Source organism: Halpernia sp. GG3 (assembly GCF_052976925.2).
In genome coordinates this window covers 513,664-537,000 of record NZ_JBRIIR020000017.1, presented here as the reverse complement: position 1 = coordinate 537,000, position 23,337 = coordinate 513,664, and the positions used below count along the sequence as shown (strand labels likewise).

Annotated in this window: 23 protein-coding genes; 18 read left to right on the top strand and 5 right to left on the bottom strand. The window is 31.1% G+C overall.

Going from position 1 to position 23,337, the window contains the following annotated elements:
- Positions 1-36 precede the first annotated feature (36 nt).
- The 9 genes from ACVBED_RS11915 (at position 37) to ACVBED_RS11875 (ending at position 10,004) form a co-directional block, all read left to right on the top strand.
- Positions 37-1,176, top strand: coding sequence for a glycosyltransferase (locus ACVBED_RS11915; protein ID WP_447120491.1), 1,140 nt, complete (start codon positions 37-39; stop codon positions 1,174-1,176).
- Positions 1,177-1,205: 29 nt separating this feature from the next.
- Complete coding sequence (locus ACVBED_RS11910; protein ID WP_447120490.1) at positions 1,206-2,330, top strand: glycosyltransferase WbsX family protein; 1,125 nt, start codon at positions 1,206-1,208, stop codon at positions 2,328-2,330.
- A complete protein-coding gene (locus ACVBED_RS11905) occupies positions 2,314-3,210 on the top strand; it encodes a glycosyltransferase family 2 protein (RefSeq protein WP_447120489.1) in 897 nt (298 codons plus the stop codon). The genes ACVBED_RS11910 and ACVBED_RS11905 overlap by 17 nt, the downstream gene beginning before the upstream one ends.
- 6 nt (positions 3,211-3,216) lie before the next feature.
- Positions 3,217-4,278, top strand: coding sequence for an acyltransferase family protein (locus ACVBED_RS11900; protein ID WP_447120488.1), 1,062 nt, complete (start codon positions 3,217-3,219; stop codon positions 4,276-4,278).
- On the top strand, positions 4,268-5,056 hold the full coding sequence (locus ACVBED_RS11895; RefSeq protein WP_447120487.1) for a glycosyltransferase family 32 protein: 789 nt from the start codon (positions 4,268-4,270) through the stop codon (positions 5,054-5,056). The genes ACVBED_RS11900 and ACVBED_RS11895 overlap by 11 nt, the downstream gene beginning before the upstream one ends.
- Before the next feature lie 36 nt (positions 5,057-5,092).
- The gene (gene wecB / locus ACVBED_RS11890; RefSeq protein WP_447120486.1) at positions 5,093-6,169 is read left to right on the top strand and encodes a non-hydrolyzing UDP-N-acetylglucosamine 2-epimerase; all 1,077 of its coding nucleotides are present in this window, start codon (positions 5,093-5,095) and stop codon (positions 6,167-6,169) included.
- Between the two features lie 83 nt (positions 6,170-6,252).
- Positions 6,253-8,151, top strand: a complete 1,899-nt coding sequence (gene htpG / locus ACVBED_RS11885) for a molecular chaperone HtpG (protein ID WP_447120485.1) — start codon at positions 6,253-6,255, stop codon at positions 8,149-8,151.
- A gap of 126 nt (positions 8,152-8,277) precedes the next feature.
- Positions 8,278-8,958 carry an NAD-dependent epimerase/dehydratase family protein gene (locus tag ACVBED_RS11880; RefSeq protein WP_447120484.1) on the top strand — a complete coding sequence of 227 codons (681 nt, stop codon included), beginning with the start codon at positions 8,278-8,280 and terminating at the stop codon, positions 8,956-8,958.
- Between the two features lie 35 nt (positions 8,959-8,993).
- On the top strand, positions 8,994-10,004 hold the full coding sequence (locus tag ACVBED_RS11875; RefSeq protein ID WP_447120483.1) for a glycosyltransferase family 2 protein: 1,011 nt from the start codon (positions 8,994-8,996) through the stop codon (positions 10,002-10,004).
- Here ACVBED_RS11875 and ACVBED_RS11870 read toward each other — a convergent pair whose 3' ends face one another.
- Positions 10,005-11,003, bottom strand: a complete 999-nt coding sequence (locus ACVBED_RS11870; protein WP_447120482.1) for a glycosyltransferase — start codon at positions 11,001-11,003, stop codon at positions 10,005-10,007.
- Between the two features lie 4 nt (positions 11,004-11,007).
- Positions 11,008-11,784 (bottom strand): class I SAM-dependent methyltransferase, encoded by a 777-nt coding sequence (locus ACVBED_RS11865; protein WP_447120481.1) that lies wholly within the window; start codon positions 11,782-11,784, stop codon positions 11,008-11,010.
- An 80-nt stretch (positions 11,785-11,864) separates the two neighbouring features.
- On the opposite strand from ACVBED_RS11865, the gene ACVBED_RS11860 reads away from it, so the two are divergent.
- Together ACVBED_RS11860 and ACVBED_RS11855 are read left to right on the top strand one after the other, a co-directional pair.
- Positions 11,865-12,431, top strand: coding sequence for an acyltransferase (locus ACVBED_RS11860; RefSeq protein WP_473095042.1), 567 nt, complete (start codon positions 11,865-11,867; stop codon positions 12,429-12,431).
- 30 nt (positions 12,432-12,461) lie between these two features.
- Positions 12,462-13,631 (top strand): glycosyltransferase family 4 protein, encoded by a 1,170-nt coding sequence (locus ACVBED_RS11855; RefSeq protein ID WP_447120479.1) that lies wholly within the window; start codon positions 12,462-12,464, stop codon positions 13,629-13,631.
- Here ACVBED_RS11855 and asnB read toward each other — a convergent pair.
- On the bottom strand, positions 13,570-15,396 hold the full coding sequence (asnB, locus tag ACVBED_RS11850; protein ID WP_447120478.1) for an asparagine synthase (glutamine-hydrolyzing): 1,827 nt from the start codon (positions 15,394-15,396) through the stop codon (positions 13,570-13,572). The two genes, ACVBED_RS11855 and asnB, sit on opposite strands and share 62 nt — an antisense overlap.
- Positions 15,397-15,457: 61 nt before the next feature.
- Here asnB and ACVBED_RS11845 point away from each other — a divergent pair, with 61 nt between their 5' ends.
- From ACVBED_RS11845 to ACVBED_RS11830, 4 genes are all read left to right on the top strand, one after another.
- Positions 15,458-16,270: a glycosyltransferase family 2 protein gene (locus tag ACVBED_RS11845; RefSeq protein WP_447120477.1), complete on the top strand. Its 813-nt coding sequence runs from the start codon at positions 15,458-15,460 to the stop codon at positions 16,268-16,270.
- A gap of 85 nt (positions 16,271-16,355) precedes the next feature.
- The gene (locus ACVBED_RS11840; protein ID WP_447120476.1) at positions 16,356-17,522 is read left to right on the top strand and encodes a glycosyltransferase; all 1,167 of its coding nucleotides are present in this window, start codon (positions 16,356-16,358) and stop codon (positions 17,520-17,522) included.
- Positions 17,519-18,967, top strand: coding sequence for an AMP-binding protein (locus ACVBED_RS11835; protein ID WP_447120475.1), 1,449 nt, complete (start codon positions 17,519-17,521; stop codon positions 18,965-18,967). The genes ACVBED_RS11840 and ACVBED_RS11835 overlap by 4 nt, the downstream gene beginning before the upstream one ends.
- Positions 18,957-19,574: a GNAT family N-acetyltransferase gene (locus ACVBED_RS11830; protein ID WP_447120474.1), complete on the top strand. Its 618-nt coding sequence runs from the start codon at positions 18,957-18,959 to the stop codon at positions 19,572-19,574. The genes ACVBED_RS11835 and ACVBED_RS11830 overlap by 11 nt, the downstream gene beginning before the upstream one ends.
- Here the strand turns inward: ACVBED_RS11830 and ACVBED_RS11825 are convergent.
- Positions 19,571-19,801, bottom strand: coding sequence for an acyl carrier protein (locus ACVBED_RS11825; RefSeq protein WP_447120473.1), 231 nt, complete (start codon positions 19,799-19,801; stop codon positions 19,571-19,573). The genes ACVBED_RS11830 and ACVBED_RS11825 overlap by 4 nt on opposite strands.
- A gap of 53 nt (positions 19,802-19,854) precedes the next feature.
- On the opposite strand from ACVBED_RS11825, the gene ACVBED_RS11820 reads away from it, so the two are divergent.
- Genes ACVBED_RS11820 through ACVBED_RS11810 form a run of 3 tightly spaced genes read left to right on the top strand, consistent with a single transcriptional unit; the run spans position 19,855 to position 22,136 of the window.
- Positions 19,855-20,415, top strand: a complete 561-nt coding sequence (locus ACVBED_RS11820) for an acyltransferase (RefSeq protein WP_447120472.1) — start codon at positions 19,855-19,857, stop codon at positions 20,413-20,415.
- A complete protein-coding gene (locus ACVBED_RS11815) occupies positions 20,415-21,563 on the top strand; it encodes a glycosyltransferase (protein WP_473095041.1) in 1,149 nt (382 codons plus the stop codon). Before ACVBED_RS11820 ends, ACVBED_RS11815 begins: the two co-directional genes overlap by 1 nt.
- An 18-nt stretch (positions 21,564-21,581) precedes the next feature.
- Positions 21,582-22,136 (top strand): serine acetyltransferase, encoded by a 555-nt coding sequence (locus ACVBED_RS11810; protein ID WP_447120471.1) that lies wholly within the window; start codon positions 21,582-21,584, stop codon positions 22,134-22,136.
- Here ACVBED_RS11810 and ACVBED_RS11805 read toward each other — a convergent pair.
- Positions 22,115-23,236, bottom strand: a complete 1,122-nt coding sequence (locus ACVBED_RS11805) for a Pnap_2097 family protein (protein WP_473095040.1) — start codon at positions 23,234-23,236, stop codon at positions 22,115-22,117. The genes ACVBED_RS11810 and ACVBED_RS11805 overlap by 22 nt on opposite strands.
- Between the last annotated feature and the right edge of the window lie 101 nt (positions 23,237-23,337).

The following is a 23,337-nucleotide window of genomic DNA, read 5'->3' as shown; positions in this document are numbered from 1 at the left end:
ATAAAATTCAGAACAGCACAAGGCTAAAAACCACAAATGAAAAAAAAAATATTACTAATTTCTCATGATGCAGCAAGAACAGGGGCGCCAATAATGTTTTTGGATTTCGTGCGCTGGATTAAAACCAAGCACGCAGATTATGAGATTAGTATTATAATTGATAAAGATGGACCATTATTAGAAGAATTTCGAAAATACGCATTTGTTTACATTTTGCATAAAAATTATAACTATAAAATTAAAAGACTTAACAACATTTTAGAACGACAATATGAAGCATCTATTTTCAGAAAAATAAATTCTCAAAAATGGAGTTTTATATTTTCTAATACCATTACCAATGGCAAAATTCTAGAAAAAATAAATACGTCAGATATTCCACTTTTCAGTTATATACACGAATTAGAAAATTCCATTAATTTTTACAATAAAAGAAACAGAGTTGCAGCAACTTTGGAAAAAACAGATTTTTTCTTTTGTGGATCTGAAATGGTAAAATTTAATTTAATTGAAAATCACAAAATAAAACCTGAAAATACAGAAGTTGTATACTCATTTAAAGAGATAAAAAAAAATATAGTAAATAAAGAAATAAGAATTAATTTAAAATCACATTATAAGATACCGCATGAAGCGGTAGTTGTAGCAATGCTCGGTACTTTTGAATGGCGTAAAGGAAATGATCTTTTTATCAGAACTTGTATAGAAAATACCAATAAAAATATTTATTTTGTTTGGGTCGGGATTGATAATACAGATGAGTATGATAAAATCAATTATGACTTGCATAAATATCAAATAAAACCAAAATTAATTTTAATACCATCTTCAGAAAATTACTCAGATTTTTATAATATTATAGATATATTTTACCTCTCATCTCGTGAAGATCCATACCCTCTAGTAATGGTAGAAGCATCTTCATACGGAATTCCAATAATTTGTTTTAAAGGGGCAGGAGGTACAGAAGAGTTTATTAAGGATGTAGGTTTTGTTGCGCCTTACGGAGACACTAAAGAAGTCAACAATTATTTAGATCATATTGAGCAAAATAGAGATTTACTTAATCATCACAAAGTAACGATGATTGAAAAATCTAATGAAACACACAATATTGATTTAAACGCAAAAAAGATTTTAGAAAAGATTAATAAAACAGTTAAAGTTGGCAAATAAATTTTCTAATATAAATTATTGATCTAATTATGCCAAAAAAAATACAATTCCTCGCCTATTATCTACCACAGTTTCACCCTATTCCGGAAAATGATGAATGGTGGGGAAAAGGTTTTACTGAATGGACGAACGTTGTAAAAGCAAAACCACTTTTTAAAAATCACAGACAGCCAGTTTTGCCGTCGGATTTAGGATTTTATGATTTACGTCTTCCAGAAGTGCAGGAAGCGCAATCTAAATTAGCCGAAGAGTATGGCATCGATGGTTTTATTTATTACCAATACTGGTTTAACAAAGACAAAATACTTTTAGAAAAACCTGCAGAAGCCATGTTGAAAAATAAAAATATAAAAACACCTTTTTGCTTTTGCTGGGCAAACGAAACATGGAAAGGAATTTGGCACGGTTTAGACAATCCAGCTGTCTTAATTGAACAGGAATATGGCGGCGCAGAAGCTTATGAAGCTTATTTTAACTATTTGTTGCCGTTTTTTCAAGATGAAAGATATATAATTATTGACAATATGCCAATGTTTCATTTGTACAAAATACATGACATACCAGATTTCGAGATTTTTGTAAATACCTTTAATAGATTAGCTATTTCTGCAGGTTTCAGAGGTATATATTTTATCTCTGCAGGTTATCCAAATTCGATTCGCGTTACTAAAAATGAGCATATTTTCGGGGTAGTTGGGACAGATATATTTAACAGAGTTCGATATAATTATAAACCAGTATTCTCTTCTCGACTATTGCAAAATTATGAAATCCGCGTCAAGAAAAAATTAGGTTTTACAAATGATGTGAGCAACAGAAAAAAACCGCTAGCTATTGAATACAAAAATTTAATCGCTGTTTTTGATCAGGATTATCCGCATAAAAAATATATTCCTTGCGCCATTCCCAACTGGGACAATTCTTCCAGAACCAAAAATAAATCTTTAATTTTTCATAATTCAAAACCTGAGTTTTGGAAAGAACATTTGAATAAAACTGTATCAAGATTATTAAAGAATCCTGAAAATCCACAGTTTGTTATTATTAAATCTTGGAATGAATGGGCAGAAGGTAATCATTTAGAACCGGATCAAAAGTTTGGCAGAAAATGGTTAGAAGCAATAAAAGAAGTTCGGGATGAAAACGATTGCTAAAGTTTCCATCATCATCCCCAATTACAACAGAGCGAGTTTAATTAGTGAGACATTAGACTCTATCGTTACCCAGTCATTCACAAATTGGGAATGCATCATAATTGATGATGGATCTGATGACAATTCTAGCGAAATAATAAAACGTTATTCATTAATAGACCGACGTTTTAAACTGATAATCAGAGATTCAAAGTCACCAAAAGGTGCTAATTCTTGCAGGAATATTGGATTAAAAGAAGCCAAAGGAGAGTATGTTATTTTTTTTGACAGCGATGATATCATGATGCAAAATCATGTAGAAAAAAAGTTGGATAAAATTATCGAAAAAAATTATGATTTTGTAATTGCAAGGACAGAATATTTTGACAACCCAAACAATCTAAATCCTATTAATTATAGAGATTTGGGAAAAGTTCCGATCACGGCAGATAATTTCATTACTAAAAAAATCAATTGGCTTACTTTAGATCCCATTATTAAATCAAGCATTGCCAAAAGCATCGTCTTTACAGAGAAAAGTAACTCTGCAGAAGAATATAATTATTTTTCAAAATTAGTTTTAAGAACAAAAAATGGAATCGCAACTTCTGATATATTGTCTAGAAGACGCTTTCATGCAGAATCTTACCAATCGTCTTTAATTTCAGAGCAACAAAAAAATTTAAATTTATTCCATTACTATTACGATACTTATTTTGAAATATATAATTTTAGTCTGTCTAAAAACGCAAAGCAATTTATGCTTACCAAAATTAGCGAACTAATCTATGACGGTGATTTTATCTACAATAAAAAAGCACTTTATCTGGAATTTTTAAAAAATTTTAATATTTTAAAAGCGCTCAATAGCATGCGACTATTAGAATTTAGAAAAAATTAAATTCAAATGATCAAACCTTTAACTTCGCTTCGTTTTTTCTTCGCCTTAATGGTTTTCACAAGTCATTTGGGATTTGTGCAGACCCACAGTTCTCTATACAAATGGATCGCAAGAAATGTTTTTTTTGAAGGTTATTTGGGAGTTAGTTTCTTCTTTATTTTAAGTGGCTTTATTCTCACTTACAGTTATGAAAATAAAATCCTGGAGAAAGAAATTTCAATTAAAAAGTTCTACGTTGCGAGATTTGCCAGAATTTATCCGCTTCATCTAATAACCTTACTTTTAATTCTACCTTTTTTTATATTTAAAAATAATTTTAGTGTATTAGAATTTCTCTCCAATCTCACACTAACGCAAAGTTTTGTGCCATTACAAAATTTTTACACCTCTTTCAATGCGCCATCCTGGAGTATTTCAGATGAGATGTTTTTTTATCTTTTGTTCCCCTTTTACCTAATAATTTTTAATAAAAAACACGTATTTCAAAAATTTCTACCAATTTTGATCGGTGTTTTCCTTTTGATCTCAATTACACTTACACCCGAAACTTTTCATAAATCTTATTTCTATATCAATCCAATTAGCCGCAGCTTAGATTTTATTTTAGGTATTTTGCTTTACAAATTTTACAAAGAACACAGTTTGAAAATATTTTACACCTCCAGAAAAGCAAGTTTTATGGAAGGATTTTCTATTATAATATTTTTATTGTTTTTTGCTTTCCACAATTTTGTAACCCGGGGTTTTAGATTTTCAATCTATTATTGGATTCCTATGTGTCTCATAATCTACACATTTGCTCACCAGAAAGGGTTTTTCTCAAAAATACTCTCAGCTTCATGGCTTGTACTTTTGGGAGAAATAAGTTTTGGCTTTTACATGATCCATTATTTAGTTTTAGAATATGGAATTTGGTTTAAAGAGACTTTTATAATTACTTTAAATGATATTTCTTACACACTTTTGCTGTTTTTAATCACAGTCATTATTAGTTTGCTATCTTACAAACTTTATGAAAAACCAATGAATTCTTTTGTTAAAAGAAAACTGTCAACTTATGATTCCTAAAAAAATACACTATTGCTGGTTTGGCGGAAATCCTTTGCCAGAATATTTTCAGATCTGTATTGCAAGTTGGAAAAAATACTTGCCAGACTATGAAATTATAGAATGGAATGAATCCAATTTTGACATTTCCTGCTGTGACTACGTAAAATTAGCTGCAGAAAAAAGACAATGGGCTTTTGTTTCAGATTATGCAAGGGCTCTGGCTTTGTTTAATGAAGGTGGCATCTATATGGATATCGACGTCGAAGTAAAACACAGTCTTAACGAGTTTTTGCATCACCGTGCTTTTTCGGGTTTTGAAATTACCGGAAGTCCATTTACTGCACTTTGGGCGACAGAAAAAAATCATCCCTGGCCAAAAAAAGTGTTGGATTTTTACAATCAAAAATCAGATTTTGACCTTACTACGAACACAATTTTTGTTTCAGAATTACTAGAAAGAGAATACAAAATAAATCCCGATAAAGATGAATACCAGGAATTGGCTGACGGTATCGCAATTTATCCTTCCAGCTATTTCTGTTTAGATCTGCCAAAAAACTACACGGCGCATCATTTCATTGGAACGTGGCATCAAAGAGACACGCCAAATCCCTTTAAAGATTTTGTACACACCCATTTTTATTTGAAATCTTTACGCGACCTGCCAAACGGCGTACAGGAAATTCACAACGTTATTAATAACCAAAAAATGATGTCTGCTGATGATATTCTATCGCAATTTCCTTTAAAAATGTTGGTAAAACATATTACAAAACGATTAAAAATTAAATCATAAATTAATATTTTTACTACTTTTGCTCAAACACTTTGAATGTCACAAACCGCAATTATTTACGGAACGCGTCCGGAATTTTTAAAGGTATTTCCTTTAATTTTAGAATTTAATAAAAATAATTTACCAGTTTGTTTAATAAATACCGGACAACACGATTCCCTTTTGTCTGAAATGGAAAATGATTTCAAAGTTTCACCAAATTTCAGTTTATCAGTTCAGTCTCCAGAGTTTACGAATTCTAATTTAATTGCGAAACTGATCAATGATATTTCAAATTTGGTTCACCGCGAAAATATTTTAAAAATAATTGCTCAGGGCGATACATTAACTGTCTTAGCTTGTTCAATGGTCGCTTTTTTAGAACAAAAGAAATTTTACCACATAGAAGCTGGGCTTAGAACATCGACTATTAAATTCCCTTTTCCGGAAGAGTTTAATCGCAGAACGGTTTCTTTAACCTCTGATATTAATTTCTCGCCAACAGAACTTTCCAAAAACAATCTTTTAGCCGAAAATATTCCGCAATCTAAAATTTTCTTGGTTGGGAACACAATTGTCGATATGATTCAATATGTTTTAAAAAAAGAAAATATTGCTCTTGAATATGAGGATTCTGTTTTCATAACCGCGCACCGACGGGAAAACATAGGTAAACCTTTAGCGAATATTTCCCACGCCATCAAAGAATTAGCGGAAGAAAATCCGCACGTTAAATTTTACTGGACCTTGCATCCAAATCCAAATACACGTAAAATAATTTTAGATATTTTAGATAAAAATAAACCGGTAAATATTATTTTTTCGGAACCTTTAAATTACGTAGATGCCATTAAAATGATGGCAAAAGCAAAATTATTAATATCAGATTCTGGCGGCATTCAGGAGGAAGCACCAAGTTTGCAAAAAAGAGTTTTAATTTTAAGAAATGAAACAGAACGACCAGAAGTTTTACATTGTGGCTGCGGTATTTTAGTTGGTGATGATATTCAAAAAATTAAAGAAAATTTTAATCAAATTGTTAATAACGAAAAAGAATATATTTTTGAAAGCACTCAAAACCCTTTCGGTGATGGCAAAGCTGCAGAAAGAATTCTTGCTGAAATAATAAAATAAATTTATCGTTCTTTCCGCCAATTTGTCACCTTCCAATCGGTGGTATTTTTTTTGTAAAATAATTTTCATTAAAATTAAAAATTATGACAAAAGGTAATATTAATGTTTCGGTGGAAAATATTTTTCCTTTAATTAAGAAATTTCTTTACAGCGACCACGAAATTTTTCTTCGTGAATTAATTTCAAATGCAACAGATGCGACTTTAAAATTAAAACATTTAAGCAATATCGGTGAAGCTAAAAGTGAATTAGGCAGCATCGAAATTGAAGTAAAAGTAGATAAAGAAAACAAAAAAATTCACCTTATTGATCACGGTGTGGGAATGACTTCTGCGGAAGTTGAAAAATACATTAATCAAGTTGCATTTTCTGGCGCTGAAGAATTTTTAGAAAAATATAAAGATTCTGCGAAAGATTCAGGGATAATAGGACATTTCGGTTTAGGCTTTTATTCTGCTTTTATGGTGGCAAAAGAAGTTGAGATATTAACCAAATCATTTAATGAAGATTCCATCGCGGTTCGTTGGGTTTGTGACGGCTCACCAGAATTTACTTTAGAAGATTATCCGGGGAAAACGACCCGCGGCACGGAAATAATTTTACATATTGCAGATGATTCTACGGAGTTTTTGGAAGATTACCGCATCAAAGAATTACTGACGAAGTACAATAAATTTATGCCGGTTCCAATCAAATTTGGAACAAAAACTGAAACACTTCCTTTACCTGAAGATGCTGCGGATGACACAAAAGCGGAAACTGTGGAAGTTGATAATATTATCAATAATCCTAACCCAGCGTGGACCAAAAATCCAGCTGACCTTTCTGATGAAGATTACAAAAATTTCTACCATGAGCTTTATCCAACGCAGTTTGAAGAGCCTTTATTTAATATTCACTTAAATGTCGATTATCCTTTTAATCTAACCGGAATTTTATTTTTTCCAAAACTGGCAAATAATTTAAACATTGAAAAGGATAAAATTCAACTGTATCAAAATCAGGTTTATGTAACCGATGAGGTGAAAGGAATTGTACCTGATTTCTTAATGCTTTTGCGCGGTGTGATTGATTCACCAGATATTCCGTTGAATGTTTCCCGTTCTTATCTACAGGCGGACGGCGCCGTGAAAAAAATATCAAGCTATATCACCAAAAAAGTGGGTGATAAAATGGTTTCCTTATTTAACGAAGACCGTGAAGGTTACGAGAAAAAGTGGAATGACATTAAGATCGTGATTGAATATGGGATGATCTCGGAGGAGAAATTCTATGAGAAATCTGATAAATTTGCGCTTTATCCAACTGTTGACAAAAAATATTTCCTTTGGGATGAATTGATTGGAAAAGTAAAAGATTCCCAAACCGATAAAAACGGCAGAACGATTTTACTTTATGCGACAGATGCTGATGCACAAGATAGTTACATTCAAAAAGCCAAAGAAAAAGGATATGAGGTATTATTATTAGATTCACCAATTACCCCACATTTAATTCAGAAATTAGAAACTTCGAAAGATAATATTGCATTTGCGAGAGTAGATGCAGATCATTTAAATAAATTAATTGAGAAAGACGAGCCGACAATTTCAAAGTTAAATGATGAAGACAAAGAAAAACTGAAAACAATCGTAGAGAAAAATTTAGAAAATAATTCTTATGCGATGCAAGTAGAAGATTTGGATAGTTCTGATGCGCCTTTTCTTATTACACAACCAGAATTTATGCGTCGCATGAAAGATATGCAAGCAACCGGCGGCGGCGGTGGAATGTTTGGAATGGGAAATATGCCGGAAATGTACAATTTAGTAATAAATTCTAACAGTAATTTAGCTGAGAAAATTTTACATTTGGAAGATGCCGATCAACAAAAAACATTGATTCATCAGGCTTTTAATCTGGCTAAATTATCTCAAAACCTTTTAAAAGGAAAAGATTTAACTGCTTTTATAGAAAGTTCTTATTCGAATTTAGGTTCTTAAAATTTGTATTAAAATTTGTATTAAAATTTTAAAATCCGGTAATTAAGTATTACCGGATTTTTTGGTTTTGAAAATTTATTGAATAATGTCAGATCTTTTTTATTATTTTTACTTAAAACAAAAACTATGGTTGTCGGAAATGGCTTAATAGCTTCACTTTTTAAAGAAAACTACCGAAATGATGTGGTTTTTTTTGCCTCAGGTGTTTCTAATTCTTTGGAAAAAGAAGTGGCGCATTTTGAGCGCGAAGAAAATTTAATAAGAAAAAGTTTAAAAGAAAATCCGGATAAAATTTTTGTTTATTTTTCTACGTGCAGTATATACGATTCTTCTAAAAATGGAAGTGATTATGTTTTGCATAAACTAAAAATGGAACAGATCATTAAAAATGAATCTAAAGAATTTTTAATTTTGCGGGTCAGTAATGTTGTTGGAAAAGGCGGAAACCCGAATCTTTTGGTAAATTATTTAATGCGTTGCGCGAAGGAGGAAAACACAATTAATGTTCACACAAAAGCCACGCGAAATCTAATTGATGCTGAAGATATAAAAAAAATTACCGAAAAATTATTAAATGAAAATTATCTAAATCGAATCGTTAACATGGCATATCTACAAAATTATTCCATCGTTGAAATTCTAGAAATAATTGAGCGTTTTTATCATAAAAAATTAGATTTAAACCTAGTAAAAAACGGTTCGGGTTATGATATCAATATACCGGAAACAGAGGATTATTTCAGAGAAAACAATCTGACTTCAAAAGATGATTATTTAATGAATATTCTTAAAAAATATTATATTTAATTTTGAAAATTAAAAAATAAGTTATTAGAAAATTTATGAATCCCTTAGTTAGCATAATTACTACATTCTACAATTCAGTTTCGTTGGGAAATTTTGTAGAAGTTGCAATGGATTCACTTCTGAGCCAAACGTACAAAAATATTGAATTTATATGTGTAAATGACGGATCAACTGACGACACACTTGAGCAATTACAACTTTTTCAGAAGAAAGATAGTCGGATTCAAATTATTGATAAAGAAAACGAGGGCACAGCACAATACGCAAAAGCCGCGGGACAAGATTCTGCAAAAGGTGATTATATTATGCTGTTTGATCATGATGACGGCATTAGCAGTGAAGCTGTAGAGTCTGCTATTGCAGTATTTAGAAACCGACCAGAATTAGATATGGTGGGATTTATTGTAAAAACCATGCAGACAAACGGGGATGTAAAAAGTATTTATTCTTTAGACAACCGCTTAGAAAATATTTCCGACTACAAATCTAATAACATTACCGGTGCTCAAGCTCTGGAAAAAACAATAGGTAATTATGATTTTTATTTTAGGGGATTATACCGACAAGATATTTTTAATAAGCATTCTTTTAGGTTCACGGAAAGATTGTTAAATGCCGACGAGATCGTAGAGCGCCAAATTTTGCAGCATGTTAAAAAAATAGGTAGTTGCATCGGTATCTACACGCATTTTATTTACAGTAATTCTTCAGCAAAATCTTTTAATTTAAAAAAGATAGACATCCTTGCATCGGACATCTATTTAAGACAATTCGCCATAAAGTTTGATCTGTATGAACATAGGAAGGAAAATTTTGAGGTTGTTGCCTATAAAAATTTTGTGAATGCAGTGAAAATATTTCAACATTTCAAACCAAGCCTTTCATCGGAAAAACTAAAGTTCTATGATGAGCGTCTAAGAAATTCTTATAATGCTTTAAATAGAAAATTTATTTTGAAAAAATATTCTGGATTATCCAAATTATACAACCAAATTCTTTTATCCAATTACACTTTGATAAATTACTTTTACAAACTTAAAAAATAATTATCTGTAGTATTTATATTTAAATATTTTTAGTGCTAAAAATGCCGGAATGGAGAGCTGAAATGCTTTCTTTTTAGTTTCAAAGGAATAGCGTGATGAAAAATAATCGAGGAAAGTCAGATCTGGATATTTTTTGTAAATTTTAAAACTGTAAAGCCAAGATGCATCTTCTTTTTTCGCTTTCCAGTTCATTATTAAAGTCATTGACTTATAATTAATAATATGTGTGTTTATTAATGATTTATATTCATTGTTTATTTCTGCACGCCTGGCCGCGCTAAAGTAGCTGACAATTGTTGCCCAATTATCAAAATGTTTTTTATCTCTATTATGAATGACCGATTTGCTGTGCAAAAAATATATGTAAGTCGTTTTTTTACATATTGCTACTTTATTCAGCTTTAACATGAAGTGAAATGTCCAAAGTTCATCCTGTGCAAAAAGCCCTTCTGTGAAATAAATATTATTTTTTCGAACGAAATCAGACAAAAATAGCTTGTTGACAGCGTAGGTTACTAATTTGGAATTTGTAAATTCTTTAAAAATCTCTAAATTTCCACTTAAAACTTTTCTGTCGGATTTTATAGGTATACAAAAAGATTTCGCCCCGGTTTCAGCCTGCTCACATTCTAACTGAGAAATAGTCATTTCTGCCCCGGTCCTTTCTGAGATTTCGACTAAAGTTGCAATGCAATCCGCTGTAATTATATCATCACTATCCAAAAAAAACAAATATTTTCCGTGAGCAGTTTTAATACCTTTGTTACGGACGACTGATAATCCCGAGTTTTTTTCTAAATGGTATATTTTCCAGTTTTTGAGCTGGTGTTTTAGAATAAAATTTTCTGTAATTTCAACACTTTTATCGGGCGTTTGGTCATTAATTAAAGTAACTTCCAGATTAGGATAGATTTGTGCACGAACTGATTCCAGACATTTTTCTAAGAAATCTTCACAATTGTATAGCGGTATAGAAATCGTCACCAAAGGCTGAGACATCTCTTTATTTTTTAAATATAAATCCGGCGTATTTACCGTCAAACTCCACCACTTTGGCCTCAAAATTATTTTCTTGACAGTAATCCATAAATGCCGCGTTGTCCCCAATATCATCACTCATTAAGATTCCGCCAACACGTAAATATTTGTATAATAAAGGGTAGGCCCACATCCTTCCATTGTAAGATTTATCACTGTCATAATGCACAAAATCCATTTGGTTCTGAATTTTAAAAATTTTTGGTAAAGATTCTCTGTCGGCAAATTTAAAAAGTTTCCAGTAAGATCTGAGATTTTCTGGCAAAACGCATCCTACATATTGATCATTTTCTTTTCCAAGATAGGGCATATCGGAGCTGTATAAAGTTCCTGATCTCTGTTTTAGGGACAACACAGCAGCCAGTGAACTCCAGCCGTAAGCAACACCAGTCTCTACAGCATTTTTGGATTTAAGATATTCATTCATGTAATAAATAAGATCTAAAGCACCAGCACCGCCCATTTTCACAGGACAATTTTTTTCCGCAAGATTAGCCTGCTGCAAAATATCTGGAAACAATTCTTCAATTTTTTTATAATCGCTGAAATTTAATATTATTTTTATAGCTTCTTCTTGCGATACTGCATTTTTTTGACACCACAATTTTGCACTTTCCTTTCCTTTAAAAGCAGCTTTTCTATTGAAAATATTTTTATAAATTTTTCTTCCCAACTCGGGGTATAGCTGGGGTCTTGCTAAATAGCCTGCGAGAGTTTTTGCAATCGTTGAAATTTCGCTCATTATTTAATATTTAGTGTAAAAATAAAGAAATAATTATGAAAATATTATCTTTACATCTTAGCATAAACAAACTGTCTTTAATGATTTCATTTTTATCTAAATTATTTCTTAAATTAAGCTATTTCTTAAATAACTTTAAGCGAATTGCCCAGAGAAATCTTTTTTTACAAAATTCAAAAAGTAACATCCATTCCAGTTTTAAATTGGGAACTGACAACTTTTTAGATATTTCGCCCACGGCCGTTTTTAACTTTGCTGAAAATACAGCAATGAATCAAAATAACTTTATTACTGTTAAAAATGACGCCAATTTAAAAATTGGGAAAGGCACCTACATCACACGCGCTACAATTTCTTGTCTTGGTACGATAGAAATTGGTGAAAATTGTATTTTAGGTGAGGGAATGAAGCTATTTGACCACAATCATAAATATACGACCGATCCATTTTTAGTGTCAAAAACAAACTTTAGTGTTGGTAAAATTAAAATAGGAAATAATGTGTGGACGGGTGCAAACGTCACCATTTTAAAAGACGTAACTATAGGAGATAATGTGATTTTAGGTGCTGGTGTTTTAATTTTCAAAGACATCCCATCAAATTCAATAGTGACTGTAAAGCAGGAAATTATAGTGAGACCGCTTTAGGATTGCTCGAATCATGATTTAGATCTACAAATGGAATCAACTAAAAAAATTGCGATTTTAACTAATGGTTTTCACAAACCTATGGGCACTTTTAGCAGAGGTTATATAGAAGATTTACCCTTTCGAAACATCGTGCTTTTTGGAGGAATGGTGCCGATATTTAAAGTTGGCACATCAAAAAAACACCAGAAAATAATTCGGTATTTTTTAACGATAGCCGCTTTTGGTAACACAATTATTTTAGAAAAATACAGAAAATGGATATTAAAAAGAATTTTAAGATCTAACAAAATTGACTGTGTTTTAGCTGAATATTTAAATACAGCTGCCTCAACTTTTGAGGTGTGCAAAGAGCTCAATATTCCAATTATTTCGAATGTTTTAGGTTTTGAAATTAATCGACAGGAAACTGTTTTGCAATTTCAGGAAAAATATGAACAATTATCTTCCTATCAAAGTTATACCGTTCCGGTTGCAAAAGATATGATTGCTAAACTTGAAGCATTTGGTTTCACAAAAAACAAAATAATTCATTCACCAATCGGTGCGGACAGAAGATTTTACAAAATTTCAGCAGATTACAGTTCCAAGAGTTTTTTTGCTTTGGGACGTTTTTCCGAAACTAAATCCCCACAAATTACTATTAAAGCTTTTGCAGAGGTTGTCAAACATTTTCCCGACTGTAATCTAATTTTCGGTGGAGAGGGAGAATTGATGAATGAATGCAGAATTTTGGTACAAAAACTTAGAATAGAAAAAAATGTTAATTTAATTGGTTGGATTTCTAAAGAAGAACATTTAGAATATTTACAAAAATCATTTTGTTTTCTTCAACATTCTGTAACAGCGAAAAATGGAGATAAAGAAGGAACACCAGTTGCTATAATTGAAGCTGCAGCAGCGGGTTTACCAATTATTTCCACTTTTCATGCGGGAATTCCTGATGTTGTTTCAAATGAAAAAACCGGCTTTTTAGTAGCGGAGAATGATGAAAAGAAGATGGCAGATTTTATGATTAAATTATATTCGGATAGAAAGCTAGCTAAAGCGATGGGCGAAGCTGGGAAGCAGGATTCTTTAAAAAACACTTCTTTAAAAAAGCATTTAGAAATTATTGAAACCCTAATAAATAAAGCGATTATTGAGAATGTGACTCCATCCAAATCCCCAAAACTAGCAGCGACCAATGTTTATAAGTGAAATCTAAATATTTTTGAGTTTCTTTAAAATTAAGTTTCATAAATAGGGCAGATTTTGGATTTTTCAAAATTTCGTCTGATAACTGCATCATTTCCGGGAATTTTAGCCACTCTGAAACTGGCGCACCAAATCCCTGCTTTTTTTTATTTAAAATATTTGCTGTTAATAAGTGACCAAAAACTTTGCGTAAAATAATTTTAGTTTGAGATTGGTTAATTTTGTATTTTGAAGGTAAACTTGAGCAAAATTCTACCAGATCTTTATCTAAAAAAGGAGTCCGAAGTTCAATGGAATGCATCATCGCGATCCGGTCGTCTTTAACCAGATAATCACCCGGGATGATATTTGTAAGATCCATTTTCATAGAGGTACTTACCTCATTTTTGTCCAAAGGAAAACTGTAAAAATGTTCGTATTTTATATTTTTTCCTAATAACTCTAATACCTCAGATTCCGAAAAATTATTATGAACTTTATTTCTTTGATAAGAAATGATATCAGAATATTTTGACCTGAAAACTTTATCTAAAAAGTAATTTTGAACTTTTTTAGAACCAGTTATTTTACCAAAAGTAGAACCAATTTTATAAATTGTGCTAAAGCTGGGATTTACATTGCCTTTTTGCAAAATATTCAGTTCTTCCTGATACCACTTATAGCCTCCAAATAGCTCATCACCAGCGTTTCCAGTAATCACAACAGTCATTTTTTTTGCTGCCTGTTCACAAATTTTGTAGGTTGCCATTATTGCGGTATCTGCAAGCGGTTCATCTAATTTAGAAAGCACAGTTTTTAAAAGTTTTACAAGCTCTTCTTTGTTAAAACTTATCTCACTGTGATTTGTTTTGTATTTTTCTGCAATACTCCTGGCTTCGGGCATTTCATCCAGTTCTCCTTCATATTTAAAACCTAGCGTTGCTAAATTTTTTGCTTTTTTTGAAGCTAAGGCTACCAATGTTCCTGAGTCTAGTCCTCCACTTAAAAAAGCCCCTACTTTTACATCTGCAACCATTTGTTTTTTAACAGAATTTTCGACTAGTTCTTCAAATTTTTTATAAATTTCATTTTCTGAAAGTTTACACGTTTTTTGTGAAAAATCCCAATATTGAGAAATAGAAATCTCGCCATTTTTATAAATTAGTTGCGAAGCGGGAGGTAAAACTTTAATATTTTTGTAAATGCTTTGCTGGCTATCCACGTACATATGCCGCAAATAATGATTTAGCGCTTCGTCGTTCAATTCTTTATTAACTAAACCGGTTGCGAGAATTGCTTTAATTTCGGAAGCAAAAATAAACTCGCCGTTTTTGCCAATGGCGTAATAAAAAGGCTTTTCTCCGAAACGATCTCGGGCACAAAACAAATGCTGGGCGCTCTCGTCCCAAATCGCTAGGGAAAACATACCATTTAAATGTTTTGGAAGTTTTTCGCCGTGTTTTTTGAAAAGTTCCAAAATTACTTCTGTGTCGGTATTACTTTTAAAAGTAACAGATGACATTTCCTTTTTAATATTTCTGTATCCATATATTTCACCATTAAAAACGATGCATTCATTTTTATTTTGAGAATACATTGGTTGATGGCCATCTGGTGAAAGATCTACAATTGAGAGTCTTCTAAAACCTAAAAAACAATTGTCAAAATACTCAAAACCTTCATCATCCGGACCGCGATGAGAAATAGAATCAGTCATATCTTTAAGAATATTTTGATATTTACTTTGACTTTTTATTTCCCGATAAACGATACCCGAAATTCCACACATATTAAAAAATTATTACACAAAATTAACATATATTTGATAAGTTTGATCCCCATCCTTAGAAATGAAAAAATTTTCCCTGCTTCTTGCGCATTATTGTAATTATGATTTTTTTGTAGTTTGCTATGACAGTATAAAATCTCAAACTTTTCAATATTTTGAGATAATTCTGATTGATGATGCTTCACCAGACGATTCATTAGAAAAAATCAAAATTTTAACAAAAGATGATTTCAGAATAAAAATTTTTAAAAATGAAAATAATGAAGGTGTTGGATCTACAAAAAGAAAATGTGTGGAAATGGCGACTGGCGAAATTTGTGGGTTCTTAGATCCAGATGACTCTTTAAGAAATGACGCTATTGAAATCAGTTTAAAACAGTATGAAAAAGCAGAGAATATTGTTGCGACGCATTCGCAAATAATGATGTGTGACAATAAACTTTCGCCACTGAAATTGTTTAAACATTCCAAGTCTATAAAACCTAATAATTCTAAATTTTTTAATATTAATTTTCAGATAAATCACTTTTTTACTTTTAGAAAATCTGCTTATTTAAAAACTTCTGGCATAAATGCTGATTTAACTTCGGCAGTAGATCAGGATTTATATTTAAAAATTTATGATGTTGGAATTATAAAATATATTGAGCAACCACTTTATCTTTATCGCCAGCATGAAAGCGGTGTTTCTCAAAATAAAGGTAAAAAAGATAAATTAGTTTCTAATTGGAACACAGTTATATTGGATACTTTAAAGAGAAGAAATAGCGTAAAACTTTATGGCCAAAACATAGAAGAAATATCAAACTTACCAGAATTTATATTTAAAAAAGAGAATTCTTACTTAGCAAGATTTTTAAAGAAATTTTCATAACCTCTAACTTAAATTTTTTTATAAAATAATTCTTGTCGAATTTAAAAATTTCCCTGTTATTTCAAAGAAAAATAAATTATTATAAATGTCCGATAAAAAAATAAAAATTCTTTTTCGCCACAGATCAATGGAAATGGGTGGTGTGGAGAAAGTATTATTAAGTTTATTAAATAATTTAGACAAAAATATTTTTGATATGACGGTTTGCCTTAATTTAAATCAAGGTGAACTGCGCAATCAATTCCCATCCCATGTTCGTAAAGTTTTCATTTCTAAAGGACGTGAAGATTTTTCAAAAAATAAATTCATCCAAAAAATTCAGCTTTTCACCCGTAATTTTAAACAAAAACAGGCAGAAAAAAAGCCAAAGATTGCACAAAATATCCTGAATGAATATTATGATATAGAGATTGCAACGACATATGCAGTTTATGACGCGGTTTTAAATTCGGTTAATAAAAAATCTAAAAAGATTGGTTGGCTTCATTCAGATTTATCTTTGTCTGGATTTGATCCTTTACGCGACAATATTTTAGCACAGCTTAAAAAATTTAATTTTATCATTTACGGTTCTAAACAGTCTAAAAACGTATTGTTAGTTAATTTTCCAGAAATTAAATTACCTCAAGGCCATGTCGTACTTAATGCAATCCCAATTGGTGAATTGAAAAAGAAAGCAAATGAATTTTCGGTTGATTATGAAGGTATTACTACTTTTGTTTCCGTCGGCAGGCTGCATTACAGAAAAGGTTATAAGACACTTATTGAAGCCCATAAATCCTTACTTTTAAAAGGATTTCCACACCAAATTATAATTATCGGCAATGGTGAAGATCACACGTATCTGTCAAATCGCGCCGAGGAATTAAAGGTTCAAGATACTTTTCGGCTTTTAGGAACATTAAGCAATCCTTATCCTTACGTTAAAAATGCTGATTTTTATATAATGCCCTCGGAATCTGAAGGTTGGCCGCTTATCATCGCAGAAACATTAATTTTGCAAAAACCAATCATCGCAACAAATGTGGGAGGAATTCCGGAACTTATAACACACAAAAAGAACGGTTATCTGATCAACTATAATGCTGACGAAATTTGTGACGCGATGAAAACCTTTATGATAGACAAAATCCTCATTACAAATATCCGTGAAGAACTGAAAAATTCTGAGAAAATATTTGACAATGAAAAAATATTCAAGGATGTAGAGACAATTATTTTAAATTTGAACAATAATCAAACTAAAGTATGAATCTTCTGACTGAAAATTTATATCGCTCCTTCCATAATTTTAAAGATAGTATTTGCTTGCAGATTGACGAGCAAATTTTTACCTATTCTGAGATTTTTGATATTACAAAACAGATCAGAGCACAACTTAAAAATTACGAGAGTCAAAATATAGGAATTTATTTAACTTCTGATTCCTTCATGTATGCGTCCATTTTGGCTATTTGGTTTGAAGGTAGAACTTATGTTCCGATACATGTAGATTTTCCTTTCAACAAAAATGACAGCATCATAGAGCAAGCTGGGGTCGGCGTCTTACTATCTTCTATTCCTGTAATTGAAGACTTTGGAATTATTATTTTGGACAGTACTAAAAACGTTTATTGTTCGGATGAAGAGCCTGTAAAATGTGATATAAACACCAATGCATATATTCTTTTTACGTCCGGAAGTACGGGAAATCCCAAAGGAGTCCCTATCAGTTTTAAAAATTTAATTTATTTTGTAGAATCTTACGAAAATACATTCGGAAAGATTTTTCCGTCAGACAAAGTCCTGCAGATGTTTGAACTAACTTTTGATGTTTCTGTAGTAAGTTATTTAGTACCATGGTTGAGTGGTGCAACGGTGGTAGGATTAAATAAAAAAGAAGCAAAGTTTTTACAAATTTTAGATTTATTAGAAGCGAATAAAATTACAGTTGCCCAAATGGTGCCCAGCATTCTTACGCTCACCGTTCCTTATTTAGATCCTAATATTGTTAATAAAAGTTTAAGAACCATGTTTTTTGCTGGTGAAGCATTGTTAGAAATACAAATGGCAACCTGGCGAAAATTCGTACCCAATTCGAAGATTTATAATGCTTACGGTCCTACTGAAAATACGATCGTGTGCATTGCCTATGAACTGGAAAATGAGCCGAAAGTGAGAAACGGCATCATCAGTATCGGTAAGCCCATGCTTCATAACGAGGTGCGATTTTTAGACAATACAATTAACGAAGGTGAAATGCTGCTTTCTGGCCAACTTTTAACTGCTCATTACTGGAAAAATACGGAAAAAGACAGTAAAACATTCATTAACGTAGATGGAAAGAGATTTTATAAAACTGGAGATTGGTGCGAGCGTGATGCAGAAGGAAATATTTTCTATAAAAGCAGAGTAGATTACCAGGTAAAAATAAACGGTTTCCGTGTAGAATTGGCTGAGGTGGAATATTTTGCCAATAAAATTCTTAAAAATGGTTTAAGTGTTGCAATTTCTTATCAGGATAAAAATACGAACGATCAACTTGTTCTTTTTACTAATGATATGAGCACTAATAACTTACATATCATTAATTATTTGAAAAATAATCTTCCAGAATATATGGTTCCTTCAAAAATTTTTAAAATAGAAAAATTCCCCGTGAATCTTTCTGGTAAGATAGACCGAAAAGAACTAAAAACTATTTGCAGTGAAAATTAGAAAAGCTTTTAAAAGTGACATTCCATTTATTGTGAATGCTATTTTAGAAATTGAAAAAACTGAGAATTTGAACACGTATAGTAATTTATTTAGTGTTGATAATGAAACTGCTTTCAATTATTTAGAACAGATTTTTCTAGATGATGAAAATCTACATACAGAACTCTCACTAAATACTTTTTCAGTTGCTGAAATCGACGGCATTCTTGCCGGTTGTTGCTCGCACATATTTACAAATCAAACATATTATCTAAATAAATCGGAAATTTTTCCTGTTCATTTAAATAATTTCGATCTCCAAAATTTTATAAAAACCGCTTTAAAACTACCAAATCAAAAATCCGCATCGGAAAAAAAAAATTTTGTAGAATATATTTTTGTCAGTGAAAAATACCGCAGAATGGGTATCGCGGAAAAAATGATAAATTATCAAATGGAAAACATTTCGGCAAAAATCATTTATATTAATGTAATGTTAAACAATGATGCCGCTGTCAAGTATTATAAAAAATTAGGTTTTAAGGAGGATTGTAAAGTGACTATTGACACATTAGAAAATAAAATTTTTCCTTGTATAGAAAAGATGATTCTTTGTAAAACTATTTAGCTTAATTTATCACTACCAACAGATTCTGCTATATCGTTAACCGTCTTTAAACTTCGAAAGCTTCTTGGATTAAGTTTTATGTCAAATTGATTTTCTATAAGTTGTAAAACCAAAACTGCGGATAAAGAACCGTAAGACTCAAGATTTTTAAAATCAGTTTCCGGGGATATGGACGAAATTTCCCCTAATTCTTCTTTTAATTTTTCACAAAATTGCTCTTTAGTCATCAGATATTATTTATTTAACAGGCAAAATTAATAATTTTTTTTTATTTTGCGGTATGATTATTTTGTACAAAGTCCTCAATAAATTCGTAGATCTATGGGAAAACTATAAGCATGAAACTTATATCAAGATCTGCAGATATAATGGATTAAAATTAGGTACGAACGCTATTATCCGTAGAAATGTGAATTTCGGCTCAGAGCCTTTTCTTATAGAAATTGGTGATGATAGTAGAATTGCTTCAGGTACTACTTTTGTAAATCATTCTGGAGCGGTGGTAAATTTACGAAAATTAGAAGGTTACAGTGAAGTTCGAAATTTTGGCAAAATTAAAATAGGTGAAAACTGCGCGGTAGGCGTTAACTGTGTTATTTTAAGTGATGTAAAAATAGGAAATAACTGCATTTTAGGAGCAAATTCTGTTTTATCTGAATCTATGCCGGACAATACAGTCTACGCAGGTAATCCCGCAAAATATGTGTGTGAAATAGAAGATTACGGGGATATAATGCTAAAAACTACCATTCATTATCCCATAGAATTAGAAAAAAACAGAAAAGAGCTGAATAATTGGTTAAAAATTAATTTACCTGAAAAATATAAAGTTTCAAAATAGTGGTCAAAAGGAAAATTCTTATCCGAATTGGTTCTTTGCGTCACGGTGGCGCAGAAAAAGTTCTAGTGACTTTTCTTAAAAATATACCTCGGGATAAATATGAAATTGATTTGCTTTTAAATCTTTATTCCGGGAAATATTTAGCCGAAGTTCCAGATTGGATTAATGTTTTATATTTAAATAAAGGCGAAATGATCACAACCAATCGCCCAAAAGATATTCCAAGGAAAGTAAGTCGTGTAGTCTTTCAATCTATTTTAAAAAAATATCCTAAAATTTTGTATCGCAGTATATTAAAAAATAAAAAATACGATATTGAATTTGCTGCAATTCACGGATTTCGGGATGAAATTTTAAATTCACCGCAGAAATCTTCAAAAAAAATAATCTGGATCCACAATGATCTCTCAGAAGTAAAAGGTTATTCAAACGAAGAAATAAGTAAGTTTTTCGGTTATGATAAAATAATGGTCATCTCAGAAAAGATTGAAAAGTTATTTAAAAGTTTAGCTAAAAATGATCAAGATTTAGCTAAAATTCAACGGATCTATAATCCATCAGATACAACTGAAATTTTAGAAAAATCTGAATTTCCTATTCTTAATTATAATTTTAAAAAAGGTTTAAAAACCTTCATCTGCGTCGGTACCGTTTTTCCACAGAAAGGTTTTGACCGGCTTTTAAATGTGCATAAGCAACTTTTAGAGGAAGGTTTACAGCACCAGATTTTAATTATTGGTGACGGTTTAGATTTTATTAAAATTAATCAATTGAAAAATGACTTAAATTTATCTGAAAGTGTGACTCTGTTTGGTTTTACAGATAATCCATATCCTTATTTCAAAGCAGCAGATTTTTATATTTTAAGTTCAAGATATGAAGGTTTTCCAACGGTTCTATTTGAAGCGATTACTTTAAAAAAGAAAATTATTGCAACCGATGTTTCTGGCGTTCGTGAAATGTTAAAAGACGGAAAATTGGGTTTAATTACAGAAAACTCTGAAGAGGGAATCTATTTTGGGATGAAGAAAGCATTAATAGAAGAATATAGCTTTGACAACTATTCTCAAAACTTGGAACACTACAAAATACCATTTAACTTAAAAGATTCTGTCAATTCTATTATTAAAATTTTAGACGAATTATAAATAATTATCTTTGTCCTAATGTCTGAAAAAACTGTTATTCAAAAAGATTTTTATCGTGAAAGCGGCTTTTATCTTTCCACTTTTGAGATCTGGAAAAAATGCTTAAATCCCAATTTGCATTTTATTTTTATTTTGAGGAAGGCTCAGAAATATTCAAAAAAATCTTTTCGCGGAATATTCTGGCGAATAATTTTAAGACATTTTCAAATCAAATATGGTTTCCAGATTTACCCTGAAACGCAAATTGGTGAAGGTTTATATCTTGGACATTGGGGTTTACTGGCAATTAATCCTAATGTAATTATTGGGAAAAACTGCAACATTGCGCAAGGCGTGAGTATTACTCAGGCGAACCGGGGAAAATTTAAAGGCAGTCCAAAAATTGGAGATGAAGTTTGGATCGGACCAAATGCTGTAATTGTCGGCGGAATTACAATCGGAAATAATGTGTTAATCGCGCCAAACACTTATTTGGCAGAGAACGTTCCAGATAATTCTCTGGTTATGGGCAATCCGTGTCGGATTTTTAATCTTCACAACGCGACGGAAGGCTATATCAATAATAAAGTTTGAGAACTTCTCTTTTGCTTAATTGTAAAAATCCGCGCCATTATTAGTCCGTCAGATTTTCGAAATAAAGTGCTGCACAATTTAACTTTGTTATCCGATAAATTTTCTACAGAATTTAAAATGTATTTAATTTTATCCCGTGAATCGCAGTTCGCATAATACATCACATCTCTGAAAAGTGTGCAATAATTTTCTTCCCATTTCTCTTCATTTTCAATTGATTTAAAATATTGAAATTCGCAAAAATCATTAATTATGGGATAAGCAGCAAAATACAAAAGACCCACGCCATTTAAGTCGTAGTATGGATTTATAGAATATTCAAAGGAAAATAATTCCTTCTCCGTGATAGTAAAAATATAATCTTTGAAAAAAAAAGTTTTTAAATCACCTTTTTTAATCAGACGATATTCATTGCCAAAAACTGGAAATTCTGACACTTGCGGAATATTACAAGATTCCATCGTGGGTTGGCTTTTCGCCAAACTTTTATTGTCGCTTGTAGATTTCCTTACCGAAAAACTGGTCATCATATCAATTTTAATATTATTTTTTTCTGATTTAAAATCGATATTACTGAAGAACATTCCCATTCCAAAACGTGATAATTTTGCATCAAATTGATAAGGATTATTTTCCTGAAAATCGCTCAAATTTCCGCTTCCATCAATTCTGATTCTTACGAAAGTAGCGTAAAGACGGTTTCCAAGATCATCTTTTAACTCGGATGAAGTAGTATTTAAACCTTCACAAAGTAGATCCCAATGCTCGCTTCCACACTCTTTAAACAGCCAATTTTCTGAAAGTGCCTCTAAACACATCTGAGGCATATTAATAAAATTTTGCTTACGGATAGTTTTTTCAGAATTTTTTAAAACTGCGTTTTCAGAATTCTGGTGATCCGTTTTTTCAACATAATTTAAAATATCGTTTAAACTTTTAAAGGAAAGCCATTCTACGTTTGGAATCATTTTCCCCAATTTATTTTCAATATCAACGCGCATCGAAACTAAATCTATGCTGTCAATATTTAAATTTTGAAAATCCTCCTGGTAATTTTCAGAAGTTAAGTTTGGCAAAAGTCTGTTGATAATCGTTCTCATTAAAAATAAATTTTTACAAAAATATTAATCTTTCTAATAAGTCTATTATTTTAAACAAAAAACTTAATTTTGTCAGACATTTTTGAAACGAATTTTTAATT

Bases quoted from the DNA above. Each gene is read 5' to 3' on its own strand.
- ACVBED_RS11915 (WP_447120491.1), top strand. From the start codon at position 37: ATGAAAAAAAAAATATTACTAATTTCTCATGATGCAGCAAGAACAGGG.
- ACVBED_RS11910 (WP_447120490.1), top strand. From the start codon at position 1,206: ATGCCAAAAAAAATACAATTCCTCGCCTATTATCTACCACAGTTTCAC.
- ACVBED_RS11905 (WP_447120489.1), top strand. From the start codon at position 2,314: ATGAAAACGATTGCTAAAGTTTCCATCATCATCCCCAATTACAACAGA.
- ACVBED_RS11900 (WP_447120488.1), top strand. From the start codon at position 3,217: ATGATCAAACCTTTAACTTCGCTTCGTTTTTTCTTCGCCTTAATGGTT.
- ACVBED_RS11895 (WP_447120487.1), top strand. From the start codon at position 4,268: ATGATTCCTAAAAAAATACACTATTGCTGGTTTGGCGGAAATCCTTTG.
- wecB (WP_447120486.1), top strand. From the start codon at position 5,093: ATGTCACAAACCGCAATTATTTACGGAACGCGTCCGGAATTTTTAAAG.
- htpG (WP_447120485.1), top strand. From the start codon at position 6,253: ATGACAAAAGGTAATATTAATGTTTCGGTGGAAAATATTTTTCCTTTA.
- ACVBED_RS11880 (WP_447120484.1), top strand. From the start codon at position 8,278: ATGGTTGTCGGAAATGGCTTAATAGCTTCACTTTTTAAAGAAAACTAC.
- ACVBED_RS11875 (WP_447120483.1), top strand. From the start codon at position 8,994: ATGAATCCCTTAGTTAGCATAATTACTACATTCTACAATTCAGTTTCG.
- ACVBED_RS11870 (WP_447120482.1), bottom strand. From the start codon at position 11,003: ATGTCTCAGCCTTTGGTGACGATTTCTATACCGCTATACAATTGTGAA.
- ACVBED_RS11865 (WP_447120481.1), bottom strand. From the start codon at position 11,784: ATGAGCGAAATTTCAACGATTGCAAAAACTCTCGCAGGCTATTTAGCA.
- ACVBED_RS11860 (WP_473095042.1), top strand. From the start codon at position 11,865: ATGATTTCATTTTTATCTAAATTATTTCTTAAATTAAGCTATTTCTTA.
- ACVBED_RS11855 (WP_447120479.1), top strand. From the start codon at position 12,462: ATGGAATCAACTAAAAAAATTGCGATTTTAACTAATGGTTTTCACAAA.
- asnB (WP_447120478.1), bottom strand. From the start codon at position 15,396: ATGTGTGGAATTTCGGGTATCGTTTATCGGGAAATAAAAAGTCAAAGT.
- ACVBED_RS11845 (WP_447120477.1), top strand. From the start codon at position 15,458: ATGAAAAAATTTTCCCTGCTTCTTGCGCATTATTGTAATTATGATTTT.
- ACVBED_RS11840 (WP_447120476.1), top strand. From the start codon at position 16,356: ATGTCCGATAAAAAAATAAAAATTCTTTTTCGCCACAGATCAATGGAA.
- ACVBED_RS11835 (WP_447120475.1), top strand. From the start codon at position 17,519: ATGAATCTTCTGACTGAAAATTTATATCGCTCCTTCCATAATTTTAAA.
- ACVBED_RS11825 (WP_447120473.1), bottom strand. From the start codon at position 19,801: ATGACTAAAGAGCAATTTTGTGAAAAATTAAAAGAAGAATTAGGGGAA.
- ACVBED_RS11820 (WP_447120472.1), top strand. From the start codon at position 19,855: ATGATTATTTTGTACAAAGTCCTCAATAAATTCGTAGATCTATGGGAA.
- ACVBED_RS11810 (WP_447120471.1), top strand. From the start codon at position 21,582: ATGTCTGAAAAAACTGTTATTCAAAAAGATTTTTATCGTGAAAGCGGC.
- ACVBED_RS11805 (WP_473095040.1), bottom strand. From the start codon at position 23,236: ATGAGAACGATTATCAACAGACTTTTGCCAAACTTAACTTCTGAAAAT.